The 14,995-nt window shown below is 76.8% G+C and carries 13 protein-coding genes and 2 pseudogenes; 8 read left to right on the top strand and 7 right to left on the bottom strand.

Translation table 11 applies throughout. The features are described 5' to 3' along the window. Positions 1 to 705 (bottom strand): annotated as a pseudogene (locus RM780_RS15485) (lipid II flippase MurJ); the annotation flags it as partial. 73 nt (positions 706 to 778) lie between these two features. On the opposite strand from RM780_RS15485, the gene RM780_RS15480 reads away from it, so the two are divergent. Both RM780_RS15480 and RM780_RS15475 read left to right on the top strand, forming a co-directional pair. Continuing rightward, positions 779 to 1,225 carry a TerD family protein gene (locus RM780_RS15480; RefSeq protein ID WP_394812985.1) on the top strand — a complete coding sequence of 149 codons (447 nt, stop codon included), beginning with the start codon at positions 779 to 781 and terminating at the stop codon, positions 1,223 to 1,225. A 255-nt stretch (positions 1,226 to 1,480) separates the two neighbouring features. Then, complete coding sequence (locus RM780_RS15475; protein ID WP_311631292.1) at positions 1,481 to 2,575, top strand: phosphotransferase family protein; 1,095 nt, start codon at positions 1,481 to 1,483, stop codon at positions 2,573 to 2,575. 117 nt (positions 2,576 to 2,692) lie between these two features. Here the strand turns inward: RM780_RS15475 and RM780_RS15470 are convergent. Further along, positions 2,693 to 3,295, bottom strand: a pseudogene (locus tag RM780_RS15470) (peptidoglycan recognition protein family protein); the annotation flags it as partial. A 208-nt stretch (positions 3,296 to 3,503) separates the two neighbouring features. Between RM780_RS15470 and RM780_RS15465 the strand changes: the two are divergent. Continuing rightward, positions 3,504 to 5,609 (top strand): ATP-binding SpoIIE family protein phosphatase, encoded by a 2,106-nt coding sequence (locus tag RM780_RS15465; RefSeq protein WP_311631291.1) that lies wholly within the window; start codon positions 3,504 to 3,506, stop codon positions 5,607 to 5,609. Between the two features lie 99 nt (positions 5,610 to 5,708). Here RM780_RS15465 and RM780_RS15460 read toward each other — a convergent pair whose 3' ends face one another. Continuing rightward, positions 5,709 to 5,963 (bottom strand): hypothetical protein, encoded by a 255-nt coding sequence (locus tag RM780_RS15460; RefSeq protein WP_311631290.1) that lies wholly within the window; start codon positions 5,961 to 5,963, stop codon positions 5,709 to 5,711. A gap of 548 nt (positions 5,964 to 6,511) precedes the next feature. On the opposite strand from RM780_RS15460, the gene RM780_RS15455 reads away from it, so the two are divergent. The 4 genes from RM780_RS15455 (at position 6,512) to RM780_RS15440 (ending at position 9,393) form a co-directional block, all read left to right on the top strand. Beyond that, complete coding sequence (locus RM780_RS15455) at positions 6,512 to 6,964, top strand: OsmC family protein (RefSeq protein ID WP_311631289.1); 453 nt, start codon at positions 6,512 to 6,514, stop codon at positions 6,962 to 6,964. A gap of 163 nt (positions 6,965 to 7,127) precedes the next feature. After that, positions 7,128 to 8,108 (top strand): pirin family protein, encoded by a 981-nt coding sequence (locus RM780_RS15450; RefSeq protein ID WP_394812984.1) that lies wholly within the window; start codon positions 7,128 to 7,130, stop codon positions 8,106 to 8,108. A 72-nt stretch (positions 8,109 to 8,180) separates the two neighbouring features. Next, complete coding sequence (locus tag RM780_RS15445; RefSeq protein ID WP_311631288.1) at positions 8,181 to 8,669, top strand: DUF6153 family protein; 489 nt, start codon at positions 8,181 to 8,183, stop codon at positions 8,667 to 8,669. Positions 8,670 to 8,730: 61 nt separating this feature from the next. Beyond that, positions 8,731 to 9,393, top strand: coding sequence for a DUF305 domain-containing protein (locus RM780_RS15440; protein ID WP_311631287.1), 663 nt, complete (start codon positions 8,731 to 8,733; stop codon positions 9,391 to 9,393). Positions 9,394 to 9,456: 63 nt separating this feature from the next. Here the strand turns inward: RM780_RS15440 and RM780_RS15435 are convergent, their stop codons facing one another. Beyond that, positions 9,457 to 9,975, bottom strand: coding sequence for a DUF4396 domain-containing protein (locus tag RM780_RS15435; RefSeq protein WP_311631286.1), 519 nt, complete (start codon positions 9,973 to 9,975; stop codon positions 9,457 to 9,459). Positions 9,976 to 10,146: 171 nt separating this feature from the next. Between RM780_RS15435 and RM780_RS15430 the strand changes: the two genes are divergently transcribed. Further along, positions 10,147 to 11,337, top strand: a complete 1,191-nt coding sequence (locus RM780_RS15430) for a heparan-alpha-glucosaminide N-acetyltransferase domain-containing protein (RefSeq protein ID WP_311631285.1) — start codon at positions 10,147 to 10,149, stop codon at positions 11,335 to 11,337. Between the two features lie 112 nt (positions 11,338 to 11,449). Here RM780_RS15430 and RM780_RS15425 read toward each other — a convergent pair whose 3' ends face one another. The 3 genes from RM780_RS15425 to RM780_RS15415 all read right to left on the bottom strand — a co-directional run bounded on the left by RM780_RS15425 (position 11,450) and on the right by RM780_RS15415 (position 14,785). Next, the gene (locus RM780_RS15425; protein WP_311631284.1) at positions 11,450 to 12,946 is read right to left on the bottom strand and encodes a VWA domain-containing protein; all 1,497 of its coding nucleotides are present in this window, start codon (positions 12,944 to 12,946) and stop codon (positions 11,450 to 11,452) included. Continuing rightward, positions 12,943 to 13,878 (bottom strand): AAA family ATPase, encoded by a 936-nt coding sequence (locus RM780_RS15420; protein WP_311631283.1) that lies wholly within the window; start codon positions 13,876 to 13,878, stop codon positions 12,943 to 12,945. The genes RM780_RS15425 and RM780_RS15420 overlap by 4 nt, the downstream gene beginning before the upstream one ends. A gap of 79 nt (positions 13,879 to 13,957) precedes the next feature. Then, entirely contained in the window at positions 13,958 to 14,785 is an 828-nt protein-coding gene (locus tag RM780_RS15415; RefSeq protein ID WP_311631301.1) for a DNA-formamidopyrimidine glycosylase family protein, read from the bottom strand. Between the last annotated feature and the right edge of the window lie 210 nt (positions 14,786 to 14,995).

Genomic DNA, 14,995 nt, shown 5'->3' with positions numbered 1-14,995 from the left:
GTGCTGGGGGGGGGCGGGGAGGGGCAGGGAGGTGTGGCGGGGGAGGCCGCGCAGGAGCAGCAGCGCGGTGGCGCTGATGCCGGCGGCGTTCGCGGCGGCGATGCCTGGCGCGCCCCAGGGGCGGACGGCGAGCAGGCCGCCGGCGACGGTGATCAGCAGGCCGGCGGCCATGGCGGCGAGCGGGAACCAGGTGGGCCTGGCCGCCGAGAAGTAGGGCCGGGCAAGGGCGCCGGTCAGCGTGTGCCCGAGCAGGCCGAGGGCGTAGACGCGCAGCACGGCGGCCGTGGCCTGGGTGTCGGCGGCGTCGAAGGCGCCGCGCTCGAAGAGGAGGTGCACGATCTGCGGGGCGCAGGCCACGGCGCAGGCGGCGCCCGGGAGCGCGACGGCGGCGGCCAGCGTGAGGTCGCGCTCCACGCGCCGCCCGGCTCCTTCGAGGTCGCCTGCGGCGACGGCCCGGGCCACGAGCGGCAGCGTGACGGTGCAGATCATCAACGCCAGCACCATCGGCAACTGGGCGACCTTCTGCGCGTAGTTGAGACACGCGATGGCCCCGCCCTCCAGACCCGAGGCCAGCACCCGCTCCACGACCACCTGCGCCTGCCGCCCCACGGCGAACAGGCCGACGGGCAGGACGACGGCGAGGACCGCGGCGCCCGCCTTGGCCGGCGCGCGGGCCGCACCCGGGGCGGGCGCGGGAGCCGGGCGTTCCGGCGCGGCGACGGCCCCGGCGCCCGGGGGCGGTGAGGCGAACGTCCTGGGCCTGGCCTGGGAGGGGCCGGTGGCACTCGACGTGTGCGCGCTGGTGTGCGGCGGCGGCCGGGCCCTGGGCGACGAGTGGTTCGTCTTCTTCAACAACCCGGCCGCGCCCGGCGGTTGCGTGCGGACGGCGACGCCCGCCGCCCCCGACCGGGCCGCCCTGCGCGTGGACTTCGGCGCGCTGCCCGCGGAGGCCGACCGGCTGGTGCTGGCCGCCGCGATCGACCCCGAGACGCACCCGGATGCGGACCTGACGGGGTTCACCGAGGCCCGCGTCCGGCTGGCGGACGCGGCGGGCTCCGAGCTGGACCGGCTGCCGGTCTCGGACGGCAGGCCGGGGGAAACGGCCCTGGTGCTCGGGTCGTTCCGGCGCCGGCCCGGCGGGGACTGGCGGTTCGTGGCGGGCGGCCGGGGCTACCCCGGCGGCCTGGCCCCGCTGCTGCGGGACCACGGCATCGAGGTGGCGTAGGCCCGGCGGGGCGCGGGGCCCGGCCCGGGGCGGGGGCCCTGCCGGGGGCGGAAGAGCGCCTGCGGGGACGAGCTTTCCGCGGCGCACCCGTGCGCGGGTGCGCGTCCCGGGCCGACGGGGGCCCGGGAGCTTCCGGCGGGGGCGGCGGGCGCGCCACCATGGACGGCGTTCCCTGCGTCACCCGCGCTCCCCCGGCGCGCGTTCCGCGGCCGGTCGCACTGCCGTTCGTCCCGCCCACCACCCCAGGGATCCCGCATGACGACCATCTCCCCCGCCCCCCGGGCGACGCGGCCCTCGGGCCGCCCCGGCACGCGGGCGGGCCGCCCCGCCGGCCTCCATCTGCCTCGCCTTCAGCGGTACTTCAAGGCGAACGTCCCCCACTGTCAGGGCCCGCTGCGCGCCGAGCCGCTGCCGGGCGGGCGTTCGCACCTCGCGTACGCCGTGACCGACGGCCACAGCCAATGGGTGGTGCGCCGCCCACCGTTGATCGGGCCCGCGCCCCTGGCCTCCGACCTGGCGCGGGAGTTCCGCGTGCTGCGGGCGCTGTGGGACCGGGGCGTAGCCCTGCCGCGCCCCGTCGCCTTCTGCGCCGAACCCGACGTGCTGGGCGCGCCGTTCCTCGTCACCTCGCGCGTGGAGGGGCTGGTGCTGCGGTCGCGGCAGGACGTGCGGGGGCTGACCCCGCAGCGGCTGACGCGCTGCGCGGACGGGCTGCTGGACCAGCTTACGCGGCTGCACGCCGTCTCCTACCAGGAGGCGGGGCTGGCCGGCCTCGGCCGCCCCGAGGGGTACCTCAGGCGGCAGGTGGAGGGCTGGCGCGCCATGTGGGAGCGGGTGGCGACCCGCGAACTCCCGTCCCTTCCACGGCTGTACAGGGCCCTGGCCGAGCGGGTGCCGCCGGATGCGGAGGCGGCGGTGGTGCACGGCGGCTTCCGCCTGGACCGGGCGATCCTCGACCCCGAGGACCTGGGCCGGGTGCGGGCCGTGGTGGGCTGGGGCCTGGCGGCGATCGGCGACCCGCTGGCCGACCTCGGCGTCTTCCTGGCCTACCGCGACGCCGCGGTGAACGGGCTGCTGGACGAACCCGCGGGCACGGACCCGAAGTTCCCCGGGACGCTGGAGCTGGCCGAGCAGTACGCGCTGCTGACCGGGCGGTCGCTGACGCGGCTGCCGTTCCACCTGGGCCTGGCGTTCTTCAAGATCGCGGTGATCGCGGAGGGCGTGCAGGTCCGCGCGGAGCGGACCGCCTCGCCCGAGGCGGCCGGGGAGGCCGAACGGCCGTGCCGCGCGGGCGAGTCGGTGCCCGCGCTGGTGGCGGCCGGGCTGGCGGCGCTGGTGGGGGGACGGTGAGCGGAGCCGTGCGCCCGGGAGCCTGAACGGCCGCGGGCCCGGGGGCCCGCCGTACGGCCCGGGGCCCGGGAGCCCGTACAGCCGGGGACCCGCACCCCGGTCCCCGCCCGGTCAGTGGCCCAGGCGGTCCATCACCCGGCGCCGGATGGTGCCCATCGAGACGCCGGGGCCGCGCGGGTCGACCTTGCCCGGCTGCCACTCCGCGTGGCCGATGACCGAGGTGTCGCCGTCCGTGCCCCAGCCGTGGGCCCGGCAGATGGCTGCCGAGGCCCGGACGATGGCCTCCACCTGCGCGGCGGGCCAGGGGTCCTCGTTGTCGCCGAGGTTGACGCACTCGAAGCCGTAGAAGTGGGAGTTGCCGTCGGCGTCCGTCTTGCGGTCGGCCGGCAGCGGGGCCTCGGCCTTGACCGCCTTCAGGACGCCGCTGTCGCCCTTGCCGGCGTGGTTGGCGCGGCCGTTCCCGACCAGGTGGACCGTGCCCTCCTTGTCGATGACGCCGTGGCACAGCGGGCCGGGCAGGCCGGGGCGGCCCTTGAAGCACATCTCCACCGATCCCTTGGTCCCCTTGGTCACGGTGTGGTGGATCATCACGCCGTGCACCGGGCCGAAGGGGCCCTTGTGGTTGCGGTTGTTCGTCCGCCAGGAGGGGTGCTCGACCACCTTCACCCCCTCCTCCTTGAGAGCCTTCACCAGCTTGTCGGCACTCAGTGCCTTCGCCATGACCGTCTCCTTCCGCCACACTCGGCACATCTGCCTCGTAACGACATATCTGCCACAAGAGTGACAAAGCTCACCGCCTCGCGCATCCGGGTGAGGGCGCCCGGCCCGTGCCCGTCACCGTCCGGCGAGCGACCGCGACCGGGCGTGGTTAGGGTGGCCGGACAGGGCCGCCCCGGGTGCGGCGGGCCAAGGGCCGCGGGAGTCGCAGGTGACGGATGTGGATGCCGTCGGGGGCGCCACGGGGGAGCGGGCCGCGCTGTGGATGCTGCGCGTCACGCCGGACGCCGTGCTGCTGCTGGACGCGGGCGACTGGCGCGTGCGCTACGCCAACCCGGCCGCCGGACGCCTGTTCCTGACCACCCCGGGCGCGGCCGGGAACCACGCCCCGGACGAGGCGCCGTACGCCCCCGACGACCCGGCCGCCCCGGACGCCCCGCCCCCCGACGACCCGGGCGCCCCGGGCGTCCCGCCGGTCGGACGTGTCGCGTGGGAGGCGCTGCCGGTGCTGCGCGACCTCGGCTTCCCCGAGCGCGGCGCGCGGGCGGTGGCCCGGGGGGAGCCGGAGGTCTTCGACGCGCAGGGGCCCGACGGGACCTGGTACCGGGTGCGGCTGGTCCCGGTCCCGCCCTGCCTGGCCGCGTACCTCGCCCCCCTGTCGGCCGAACAGCGCGCGGCCCGCGAGGAGTCGGGGCGGGCGCGGCTGGTGGGCACCCTCACCGGCGCGCTCGCCCAGGCATTGACCGCGCGGGACGTGGCGCAGGTGGTCGCCGACCACGTGCTGCCGCCCTTCGGAGCCAGCGGCCTGGTGCTGGAGACCCTCTCCCCCACGGGCCGGCCGCGCCTGGTGGGCCTGGTGGGCTACCCGGAGGACTGGCCCGAGCGGGTGGGGCGCAGCCGCCAGGAGGACCGGCAGCGGCTGCTGGGCGGCCGGGCGCCGCGGTTCGTCAGCTCCCTGAAGGAGCTGGAGCGCCTCAGCCCCCGGCTCTCGGAGATGGCCCGGGCCAGCGGCAAGGGCGCCTGGGCCATGCTCCCGCTGATCGCCTCGGGCCACACGGTCGGCGTATGCATCATCTCCTACGACCGGCCCCGGACGTTCTCGGACGAGGAGCGGGGTCTGCTGATCTCGCTCAGCGGCCTGGTGGCGCAGGCCCTGGAGCGGGCGCGGCTGTACGACGCCGAACACGAGCGCGCCCAGCGTTTCCAGCAGGACCTGCTGCCGCGCGGCCTCCCGGTGCTGCCCGCGTTCACGGCCGCCGCCCGCTACCTGCCCGCCGGGGACCGCTCGGAGGCGGGCGGCGACTGGTACGACGCCCTGCCGCTGTCCTCGGGGCGGGTGGCGCTGGTCATCGGGGACGTGCTCGGCCACGGGCAGCGCCCGGCCACGGCGATGGGCCGGCTGCGCACGGCCGTCACCGCCCTGACCGCGCTCGACCACCCGCCGGGCGAGCTGCTGGCCCACCTCAACGACATCGTCACGGGCCTGGGCGAGGAGGTGTACGCCACCTGCCTGTACGCCGTCTACGACCCCTCCTCGGGCCGCCTGGCCATGGCCTCCGCGGGGCACCCGCCGCCGGCGGTGCTGGAGCCCGGGGGGGCGGTGCGCTTCCCCGAGCCGGCGCCGGGGCCGCCGCTGGGCGTGGCCGCGCACCCGTACCGGGCCACCGAGCTGACCCTGCCGGAGGGAACGCTGGTGGCGCTGTGGACGGACGGTCTGGTCCGCACCGGGCGGGCGGAGCGCGACGCCGGCACGGGCCTGCTGGCCGCCGCGCTCGCGGAGGCCGCCGCCTCGCCGCCCCCGCGCGTGGGCTGCCGGGACGACCGCGAGCCGGAGGCCGCGTGGCTGGAGAAGCTGTGCGAGACGGTGCTGGCGGCGCTGCCGGCCGGGCGGGCGCGCCGCGAGGACGACGCGGCGCTGCTGGCGTTGCGCACCCACCGCCTGCCGGAGGAGGACGTCGCCGCCTGGGACCTGCCCGAGGACCCCTCGGCCGCCCGGCTGGCCCGCGACCGCCTCCGGGAGCGGCTGGCGCGGTGGGGCCTTCAGGAGCTGGAGATGGGCGCGGAGCTGGTGGTCAGCGAGCTGATCGGCAACGTCGTGCGCCACGCCGCCGGGCCGCTGCGGCTGCGCCTGCTGCGCACGGACGTCCTCACCTGTGAGGTCTCGGACGCCAGCGAGGCCACGCCGCGGGTGCGCCACGCCTCGCTGCTGGACGAGAGCGGCCGGGGCCTGCAGCTGGTCGGCGCGATGACCTCCCGCTGGGGGGCGCGCTACGTCCGCCACGGCAAGACGATCTGGGCCGAACTGCCCCTGCCCTGAGAGCACCCGGCCCCGGAAACGGCGGAACCCCGGAAGGGTGCTTCCGGGGTTCCGCGGCCGGCGTGGCGCGGGAGTGGGGCCCGCCGGCGTGGGGGTCGCTCAGAGGCCGACGATGCCGGTGACCGCGCCGGTGTTGGCGTGCACGCCGGTGACGGCGGAGACCTGGGCGGTCACGTCCGCGACGGCGCCCAGGGCGAAGCCGGCGGTGTGCAGCGAGGTGACGGTGCCGACGGCGTCGGCCGCCACGGCGCCAGCCAGACCGCCGGAGACGCCGACCAGGCCGTCGGCCAGGCCGCCCGCGACGGCGTCCAGCTCGGCGTCCATGATCTCGCGGGTCTCAAGGTCCTTGCGCATGTGGGGTATTCCAATCAGTGGGGTGTCGAAGGCCATCGACAATGCGAACACTGTTCGATAACGCGACGGGTTCGATGACGCGACGGGCCGCCGCAGCGCTGCGGCGGTCCGGAACCTGTCGCGGTGCGCTGGATGTAAGCACCCCAACGGGGCTACGGGCCAGTTGTGTTGACGCCGGTGGGCCTCGCGGCGGGCGCGGGGTCGCCACCAGGGCGTCGCATCATTTCCCGAACGTCGGCACCTTCTCCGCGTAATGGCCCGCGCACGCCCCGCACGCCGCCGGCCACGGGCCCGAATGTGAACGCGAGGCGAACGCCAGGGGGTCCCGCTCGGCCGCCAAACACCCGCCAAGGCGGCCCATCGCCCATCGCACCCAAGTCCGGCATCTGCGGACGCGGGCGTTTGGGGCGTGACCTCGTGCACGGGTTGTGGGGATGTCTGGGAGGTGCGCAACCAGGCGCGTTCCCAGCTCCGCGCGCCCCCGCCGGACCCGGCCGTTCGCACGGATGTCCGTACGCGGCCGTATCATGCGGGTGGAGGTGGGGCAGATGAGCGAAGCGCCGGAGTTCACCCGGTCCACGGCGGTGGTCGCCACCAGCGAGGGCCCGGAGTACCACGTGGACATCCGGGCCGCCCGGCACGCGCTGGCCGCGGACGAGCCGGAGTCCGAGGGGGGCGCGGACACCGGCCCCACCCCCGTAGGGCTGCTGCTCTCGGCGGTCGGCTCCTGCACGGCGATCACGCTGCGGATGTACGCCGGGCGCAAGGACTGGCCGCTCGCCGGCGTCCGCGTCCGCCTGGGGTACGAGAAGGGCTCGGACGGCAGCGCCCGGATCACCCGCCGGATCGACCTGCTGGGCGAGGGCCTCGCGGACGAGCAGCGCGCCCGCCTGATGGAGATAGCCGACCGCACCCCGGTGACGCGCGCGGTGACCGGCGGCATCCCCGTCGTCCCGGCCGGAGCCGGCATTCCTCCGCAGCGGCGGGAGACGGCTTCGTGAGCGACGCTCCCCCGCCCGGGGGTACCCCCGGGCGGGGCCTGGGGGAGGGAGGTACCCCCAGCGCGGCTGCCGGGCCGCGGATGCCGGCGAAGGCCGCGCTGTGCCGCGCGGGCGGAGATGGGGGCACCCCCGGGCGGAGCCCCGGGGAGAGCAAGGAGGCGCAGTGAGTGACCTGGAGACCCGGCCGCAGGCGCGGGAGTGCGGCGGGCGGGAGGACGTTCCCGGGCGGCCCGTCACGGAGCTGCTCTCGCCGCGCGAGACGCACCTGGGCGGCAGCACGGTGGTGCGCCGCCTGCTGCCGAACCTCGGCCGCCGGATGGTCGGCGCCTGGTGCTTCGTGGACCACTACGGCCCGGACGACATCGCGGACGAGCCCGGCATGCAGGTGCCGCCGCACCCGCACATCGGGCTCCAGACGGTCAGCTGGCTGCACCAGGGCGAGGTGCTGCACCGGGACAGCCTGGGCAGCCTCCAGACGGTGCGGCCCCGCGAGCTGGGCCTGATGACGGCCGGGCGGGCCATCGCGCACTCCGAGGAGACGCCCCGCGCCCACAGCCGGTACCTGCACGGCGCGCAGCTATGGGTCGCGCTCCCCGACGCGCACCGGCACACCGCCCCCGCGTTCGAGCACCACGCCGCGCTTCCCGAGGTGGCGCACGGGGGCCTTACGGCCACCGTGATCCTCGGCGAGCTGGACGGCGCCCGCTCCCCCGGCACGGTCCACACGCCGCTGATGGGCGCCGACCTGACCCTGGCCGAGGGCGCCTCGGCCCGCGTCCCCCTCCAGCCCGACTTCGAGTACGCCCTCCTCACCATGGCCGGCTCCACCGAGGCCGCCGGCGTCCGCCTCGGCCCCGGCCGGATGCTCTACCTCGGCTCCGGGCGCCGCGAGCTGGACCTGCGCGAGGACGGCGGCCCGGGCGGCGGCGGCAGCTCCGTCCTCCTGCTGGGCGGCGAGCCCTTCGCCGAGAAGATCGTCATGTGGTGGAACTTCATAGGCCGCTCCACCGAGGACATCACCCGCGCCCGTGAGGACTGGGCCGCCGGCACCCGCTTCGGAGAGGTCCACGGCTACGGCGGCCCCCGCCTCGACGCCCCGGCGCTCCCCGCGACGCCCCTCAAGCCGCGCGGCCGGGAGCGCTGAGCCGCGCGGCCCGCGGAAACCGGGCGGCGGGGCCCCGGACGTTGCGCCGGTGGGGCTTCGTACGATGGGGGCATGCCGCGCTCGCACCCGCTTTCGGCCGCGTCCCTCGGGGCGCGGGGCGGGACGGCGTTCCTGGTGCTCGGGCTTCTGGCCGGGCTGCTGGCCATGCACGGCCTCGCGCCGGGGCCCGGGATCCCTCCGTACGCCGGCCGGGCCGCCGCCGAGCCGGGGGTGCCTCCCTCCCCCAGGCCCGGCCCGGGGGGACCCCCACACGGGGAAGCGTCTCCCGCGGGGGCGGGCCACGAGGCCGGGGCCGGTCACGCGAGGGCCATGGGCGCCCCGGACGCGGCGCATACGCACCCCCAGGGCGGCGGGCACGCCGAGCACGCCGACGCCGACTGCGCGGCGGCGAGCCTCGGGGCCGGGCCGCAGGTGGCGGACGCGGCGGGGGCCGTCGCCGGGGAGGCGGCGCGGCGGGCCGGGACGGCTCGGGTGCCGGCCCGGGGGCCGGGGCCGCGGGCGCCGCCCTCGTTGAGCGATCTGCAACTCCTGCGCATATAGGCGGGCCGGTCCGGCCGCGCCTGTCCAGAACGACACCCTTCACGCAGAGAGTTGCCTCAGCATGCCCATCAAGCGTTCCCACCGCCCCGCGGCGGCCGTCGCGGGTGCCTTCGCCGCCGTCCTGCTGCTCGCCGCCTGCGGCGGCGAGGAGGACCCGGCCGCCCGCGGCGACCAGGCGCCCAGCGCCTCCGCCACGCCCTCCGCCGAGGAGGAGCACAACGCGGCGGATGTCGCGTTCGCCCAGCGGATGATCCCCCACCACCGGCAGGCCGTGGAGATGGCCGACCTCGCCCTCGCGGAGCCGGCCGCGGCCTCCGGGGAGGTGCGCGAGCTGGCGGAGGCCATCCGCGCCGCCCAGCAGCCGGAGATCGACACCCTCTCCGGCTGGCTCGCCGCCTGGGGCGAGGAGGTCCCCGGCGAGGGCACGGACCACTCCGGCCACGGCATGGGCGGAGCGGAAGAAATGGGCGGAATGGACGGAATGGAGGGAATGCAAGGAATGATGTCGGAGGAGGAGATGGCGGAGCTGGAGAACGCCTCCGGCACGGCCTTCGACACCGCCTTCCTGGAGATGATGACCGAGCACCACGAGGGCGCAGTCGCCATGGCGGAGACGGAGCTGGCGGAGGGCGCGTTCCCGCCGGCGCTGGAGCTGGCCGAGGCCGTCGTCACGACCCAGACCGCGGAGATCCAGCGCATGAGCCGGCTCCTCGGCGAGGGCTGACGCGGCCCGTGGGGGCGGGGCGGCACGGCCGTCCCGCCCCCACGGCCCCACGCGGTCGGGCGTTCAGGAGTGGTACGCGTGCACCACCGCGTGCCCCCGGCCCCGGCCGATCAGCCACCGGTTGACGGGCGTGGTCACCAGGAAGGCCACGGCGAACGCCAGCGCCAGCGCGCCCCAGAACAGCCCGTCCGAGAGGTGCGCGTCCATGGCGCCGGGGACGAAGAGCAGCACGCCGTTGTCCACGATCTCCATCACCGTGATGGAGAGGGTGTCCGCGGCCAGCGCCACGCCGACCGCCGCCTTGAAGCCGACGCCCGCGCGGGTCACCGCGACGAGGGTGAGCGCGTAGCCGAAGAAGAAGGCCAGCGCGATGGCCAGGACCATGGTCGGGAGGTCCCGCCAGCCCAGCGCGGTGCCGATGACCAGGCCCAGCACCTCCCCGATCGCGCAGCCGGTCAGGCAGTGGAGGGTCGCTCTCACGGCCATGCCCCACCCGGCAGGACCGGCAGCGTGGTGCGCCTCGTGCCCGGCGTGCCCGGAGTGGTGGTCGTGCTGGTGCCGCGTTCCGGCTTCGTGCTGCATGGCGCTTCCCCTGAGATCCGTCCCGGTGGTCCTGCGATCGGTGGAAGTATATACCCCTCGGGGGTATATGGCACGCCCGTCGGCAAGTCCCGGATTTCACAAGGGAACTGACGCGATACCAGGCTCGGGAGTCCCTTCCGGAAGCGCGCCCCGGTGACGGAGGCTGGCGGCATGACGCAGAACTCTGCCGCGATCGCCCCCAGCGAAGCGGACACCGGCCGCGAGGCGGCGCGCCTGCTCGGGCTCGACCTGGCCCGGGGCCTGGCGGTCTTCGGGATGTACACGGCACACCTGGCGCGCGACCCCGGCGACGGCGTGCGCTGGTCGTGGCTGATCGAGCTCAGCCACGGCCGTTCCTCCGCGCTGTTCGCCGTGCTGGCCGGGGTCACGCTGGTCTTCCTCACCGGCCGCCAGGGGCTGGGAACGGGCCGCGAGGGCCTGCGGTCCGTGGTCCGGGTCGCGATCAGGTCGGGCGTTCTGCTGGTCCTGGGCACGCTGCTGACCCTGATGGGCACGCCGATAGCGGTGATCCTCCCCTACTTCGCCCTGTACTTCCTGCTGGCGCTGCCCTTCGCCCGCTTACGCGCGCGAACGCTGGCGGCGGTCGCCGTGGCCACGGCGGCGGTCGGCCCGCAGTACCTCTTCGCGCTGCGGCAGTCCGCCTACGGCCCCTACGGCGAGTACACCGGCTGGGCCGAGACGATGGACGAGCACGACCCGCTGGCCCGCCTGGGCGCGGACGGGGCGCTGGACCTGCTGGTCACCGGCAACTACCCCGTCCTGGCCTGGATGCCGCTGATCTTCGCCGGGATGGCGCTGGGGCGGCTGGACCTGGCCTCGGCGGTGGTGCGCGCCCGGCTGCTGGTGATCGGCCCGGCGCTCGCGGCGCTCGGGTACGGCGGCTCGTGGCTGGCGTTCCGGCTGGTGCCCTCGGTCGTGGAGACCACGGGCGCCCCCAGCGCCTGGTGGTCGGACGCGGAGATAGGCATCCCCGGGAGCGACCCGGTCTGGCTGCTGATCGCGGCCCCGCATACGGAGACCAGCTTCGCGGTGGTGGGGAACGCGGGCGTGGCGGTCCTCGTGATCGCGGCGGCGCTGGTCGCGCTGGACCGGTGGCCGGCGCTGACGCGCGCGGGGACGCCGGTGATCCTGGTGGGGAGCATGTCGCTGAGCGCGTACGTCGGCCACCTGCTGGCCATCGAGGCGTTCGGGCTGGACGAGCTGGACCGGCCGCTGTCGGTGCCGCTGGCGTTCATGGTGGTGGCCGGGGCGCTGGCGTGGCTGTGGCGGCGGTACGTCGGGCGGCGCGGGCCGCTGGAGGAGGCGATGCACGCGCTGACGCGGGCCACGCCGCTGAAGTAGGGCCCGTCCGGCCCGGGGCGCCCGCGGCGGGCGTTCAACGACCGTGCCCGCCGCGGGCGTTCAACGGCCCGGGTCACCGCGGACGTTCAACGGCCGTGCCCGCCGCGGGCGTTCAGATCGGGAGGATGCGGCCGATCAGGGCGGAGAGCTGCTCCGCGTCGCGGCAGGGGTGCATCTCCACAAGGTTCGCGTAGGCCAGGGCGACGGAGTCGCCGGTGGGCCAGGAGGCGGGCTGCTCGGGGTTGAGCCAGTAGACGCGGCGGGCGCGCTCGGCCACGCGGCGCAGGGCGGGGAGGTTCGGGTCGCCGCCGTTGGTGCGGGCGTCGCCCAGGATCAGGACGGTGCTGCGGGAGGTGACGGCCGGGAGGTGGCGGCCGGCGAATTCCCCCAGCGCGCTGCCGTAGTCGCTGCTGCCGTGCCCGCTCGCGACGGCGGCCCCGGTGAGGATGCGGGCGGCCAGGCCGCCGGGGTCGGCGGCGCCGCGGGTGACGAGGTCGGTGACCTCGTCGGTGCGGTTGACGAAGGCGAAGACCCGCACCTTGCCGAACTCGTCCCGCAGCGCGTGCACCAGCAGCATCGTGAACTGCGCGAACCCGGCGACCGAGTCGGAGACGTCGCAGAGCAGGACGAGTTCGGGCCGGGAGGGGCGGCGGCGCCGGTAGGCGGGGCGCAGCGGGACGCCGCCGGTGGAGAGCGAGCGGCGCAGGGTGCGGCGCAGGTCGATGGTGCCGTGGGTGGCGCGGCGGCGGCGCGCGGCGAGGCGGGTGGCGAGCTTGCGGGCCAGGGGGTGGACGGTGCGGCGCAGCTCGGCGAGCTGGGTGCGGCCGGCCGCGAGGAAGGGGATGCGCTCGGGGGTCGGGGCGAGGCCGCGGCGGGCCACCTCGCCGGCGCCGATCCGCCCCGCGACCCGGCGGCGGGCCTCGGCGCGCACGCGCTCCCGGAACTCCTCGATGCGGCGCCGGATCTCGTCGTCGGTGAGCCGGTCGGTGAACGCCCCGGGCTGGGCGCCTGGCGCCGTGGTGCCGGGAGCGCCCGCGCCGGCCGCGAAGGCCCCGGCGCCGCCGGGGCCGTTTCCCGCGCCGTTCCCCTCGCCGGTCGTGGCCGCGCGGACGCGGGCCAGGAGGGTCTGGGGGCGCAGGCGGTCCAGGGTCTGCTGGGCGGACCAGCGGTAGGTGGCGGGGTCGGCGCCCCAGCGGCCCAGGGCGTCGACGGCCTCGGCCGCGATCCGGTCGAGGGCGGCGGCGTCCCCGGCGGCCAGGGCCTCGGCCAGCCGGTCGCGGAGGGCGGCGCGGCTCAGGTCGGCGGGGGCCTGGCCGCCCGCGCCGCCGGGGCCGTCAACGGCCAGGGGCGGGCCGGTGCGCGCGGGGAAGTACAGGTCGAACACCCCGTCGAACACCGGGCGTTGACTCTCCTGATGCAGCAGCGCGGCGGCAAGGCCGGCGCGCAGGTGCTCGCGGTCGTCCAGGCCGAGGGCGCGCAGCGCGGCGGCGGCGTCCACGGTCTCGCCGGGGCCGATGCGCAGGCCGTGTTCGCGCAGGGCCCGCACCAGCCCCGTCAGCCGCCCGGCCGGGCCGCCGGGCTCCTCCGGCCGCTCGCGCGGCGCGGTCACGCCGCGTCCAGCCGCAGCCCGGCCGTTGCCCTGCGGATGTCCTCCTGGTGCTTGAGGATCACGCCCAGGCTGTCCCTGACCAGCGCGTCGTCCAGCGTTCCGGCGCCGAGAGCGAGCAACGTCCGCGCCCAGTCGACGGTTTCGGCCACGGAGGGCGCCTTCCGCAGGTCCATCGCGCGCAGCGCGCCGACGACCCGGACCACGGAGGCGGCCAGCGCCTCGTCGAGCCCGGGCACGCGGGAACGCACGATGCGCCGCTCCAGCTCCTCGTCGGGGAAGCCCAGGTGCAGGAACAGGCAGCGGCGGCGCAGGGCCTCGGACAGCTCGCGCGTGGCGTTGGAGGTGAGCACGACGAACGGCCGCCGCTCGGCCGTCAGCGTGCCCAGCTCGGGCACGCTGACCTGGAAGTCGCTGAGGACTTCGAGCAGCAGGCCCTCCACCTCGACGTCGGCCTTGTCGGTCTCGTCGATGAGCAGCACCTTGGGGTCGGTACCGCGGATGGCCGCGAGGAGGGGGCGGGTCAGCAGGAACTCCTCGCCGAAGATGTCCGTGCGCGCCTGCTCCCAGGTCTCGTCCCGTCCGGCGGTGATGCGCAGCAGCTGCTTGGCGTGGTTCCACTCGTACAGGGCGCGGGACTCGTCCACGCCCTCGTAGCACTGGAGGCGGATGAGGCGGGCGCCGGTGACGCGGGCGAGGGCCTTGGCCAGCTCGGTCTTGCCGACCCCGGCGGGGCCCTCGACGAGGAGGGGCTTGCCGAGGCGGTCCGCGAGGAAGACGGTGGTGGCCACGGCCGGGGAGGCCAGGTAGCCGGCGCGGCCGAGGCGGGCGGCGACCTCGTTCACGGAGTGGAAGAACCCGGTGCCCGGCGCGTCCGTGCCCTCCGGCGGCGGTCCTCCCGCGTCGGCGCCCTCGTCGGTCGTTGCCCCGGTCATCGCCCCGGCCCCCGTTCCTCGGCGCCTCGGGCGCGCCCGCTCGGGTGCGGCGCGCCTCCCCCGGCATCCTACCGGCGAGTCACTTTCCTGGCGTGGTCCCGCCGGATCTCGCCGGGCCGCGCTGGCAGGAGGGGCACCAGTAGACCGGGCGTTCCCGGCCGCGCTCGCCGTGGGTCTCGCCGGCCACCCGCACGGGCGTGCCGCAGGCCGGGCAGGGGCGGCCGGCGCGGCCGTAGACGTGGAGGCGCTGGCGCCGGTCGAGGCCGGGGGCGGTGGTGGTGCGGTCGAGGCGGTCCCGGTTGGCCTCCAGCAGCCGCTTGGCCTCGGCGATCAGGGCGGCGGGGTCGGCGACCTCGCCGACGGGCAGCCAGGGCGTGACCCGGGCCAGGAAGCACAGCTCGGCCATGAAGACGTTGCCGACGCCGGCGAGATTCCGCTGGTCGAGCAGGGCCGTGCCCACCGGCCTGGCCGGGTCGGCCAGCAGCCGCGCCAGGGCCTCGGCGGGGTCCCAGTCGGGGCCGAGCAGGTCGGGCCCGAGGTGCCCGACGACCCGGGCCTCGCGCTCGGTGCGCAGCAGGTCGAGCACGGGCAGGCGGTAGCCGACGGCCGTGGCCTCGGCGTTGCCCAGGATGGCGCGGATCTGGTGCGCCGGGCCGCCGCGCGGGCGTTCCCCGGCGGCGTGAACGCGCCAGGCGCCGTCCATCCGCAGGTGGGAGTGGAGCGTCAGCCCGCCCTCGATCCGGGCCAGCAGGTGCTTCCCGCGCGGCACGACCTCCCGCACGGCCCTCCCCCGCAGGTCCGCCGTGGCCAGCCGCGGCACGCGCAGCTCGGCCCGGATCAGCACCCTCCCGGCGAGCGCCGCGTGCAGCCGCCGCGCGGCCTGCAGCACGGTGTCTCCTTCGGGCATGGTCCCCATGATGCGCCATGCGCGCCGGTGCCTCCCGGGGCGACGGCGGGTGCGCGGTCGGTCCACGGTCCCGCGGAAGACGGCCCGGGAGCCGTCCTCGCGGGAGGCGGTGCCGATGACCTCGCCGCGCTCGGTGACCGCCGTGGCCTGGCTGAAGGTGAACCCCGCGGGCACGCCCAGGCCGGTCATCCGCCCGTCCCGCCACAGGGA

It is taken from the genome of Streptomyces boetiae (assembly GCF_031845405.1).
Lineage (GTDB): Bacteria > Actinomycetota > Actinomycetes > Streptomycetales > Streptomycetaceae > Streptomyces > Streptomyces boetiae.
The sequence above is the reverse complement of the archived record's forward strand: the minus strand, read 5'-3'. Positions and strand labels throughout refer to the sequence as shown.

Excerpts from the sequence above, each read along its gene's own strand:
- RM780_RS15475 (WP_311631292.1), top strand. The coding sequence starts at position 1,481 with ATGACGACCATCTCCCCCGCCCCCCGGGCGACGCGGCCCTCGGGCCGC.
- RM780_RS15460 (WP_311631290.1), bottom strand. The coding sequence starts at position 5,963 with ATGCGCAAGGACCTTGAGACCCGCGAGATCATGGACGCCGAGCTGGAC.
- RM780_RS15455 (WP_311631289.1), top strand. The coding sequence starts at position 6,512 with ATGAGCGAAGCGCCGGAGTTCACCCGGTCCACGGCGGTGGTCGCCACC.
- RM780_RS15445 (WP_311631288.1), top strand. The coding sequence starts at position 8,181 with ATGCCGCGCTCGCACCCGCTTTCGGCCGCGTCCCTCGGGGCGCGGGGC.
- RM780_RS15440 (WP_311631287.1), top strand. The coding sequence starts at position 8,731 with ATGCCCATCAAGCGTTCCCACCGCCCCGCGGCGGCCGTCGCGGGTGCC.
- RM780_RS15435 (WP_311631286.1), bottom strand. The coding sequence starts at position 9,975 with ATGCAGCACGAAGCCGGAACGCGGCACCAGCACGACCACCACTCCGGG.
- RM780_RS15430 (WP_311631285.1), top strand. The coding sequence starts at position 10,147 with ATGACGCAGAACTCTGCCGCGATCGCCCCCAGCGAAGCGGACACCGGC.
- RM780_RS15420 (WP_311631283.1), bottom strand. The coding sequence starts at position 13,878 with ATGACCGGGGCAACGACCGACGAGGGCGCCGACGCGGGAGGACCGCCG.
- RM780_RS15415 (WP_311631301.1), bottom strand. The coding sequence starts at position 14,785 with ATGCCCGAAGGAGACACCGTGCTGCAGGCCGCGCGGCGGCTGCACGCG.